This window comes from Kocuria sp. ZOR0020 (assembly GCF_000800955.1).
GTDB classification, from domain to species: Bacteria; Actinomycetota; Actinomycetes; order Actinomycetales; family Micrococcaceae; genus Kocuria; species Kocuria subflava.
Genome location: NZ_JROX01000432.1, coordinates 1 through 659, shown reverse-complemented (window position 1 = coordinate 659; position 659 = coordinate 1). Strand labels below are relative to the sequence as shown.

Genomic DNA, 659 nt, shown 5'->3' with positions numbered 1-659 from the left:
ATTTGGCAAGGCTTAGTTGATTGGTTCAGCGGAATTGTACAAGGTGTTCAAAATATTTGGAACGGAATAACAACATTCTTTACTACTTTATGGACAACTGTTGTTACTGGTATTCAAACAGCATGGGCAGGAGTTACAGGGTTCTTCACAGGGCTATGGGACGGAATAGTAAATGTTGTTACAACTGTATTTACAACCATTGCTTCTTTAGTGACAGGTGCTTATAACTGGTTTGTTACAACTTTCCAACCTTTAATTAGTTTCTTTCAATCTATATTTGGGTTAGTTGGATCAGTAATTAATTTAGCATTCCAACTTATATTGGCTATTATTCGCGGTGCTTACCAATTAGTTATCGGAGCGTGGAACGGCATATCAGGTTTCTTTGGTGTAATATTTAACGCAGTTAGTTCAATAGTTTCAACAGTATTTAGCGCCATAGGTAGCTTTGCTGGTTCAGCTTGGGATATACTGGTTGGCGTATGGAATGCAGTTTCAGGCTTCTTTGGCGGTATATTTAACGCTGTAAAATCAGTAGTTTCAACAGTATTTAGTGCAATCGGAAGTTTTGCTTCTAGCGCTTGGGGAGTAGTTTCATCAATATGGAATGCAGTTTCAGGCTTCTTTAGTGGCATATTCAATTCTGTTCGCAGTGTCGT

At 38.4% G+C, this 659-nt stretch carries 1 protein-coding gene; it reads left to right on the top strand.

The annotated features are described in order from the left end of the window. Nucleotides 1–659 (top strand): hypothetical protein (locus L979_RS15625; protein WP_197052186.1); only part of this gene is annotated, 659 nt, incomplete at both ends.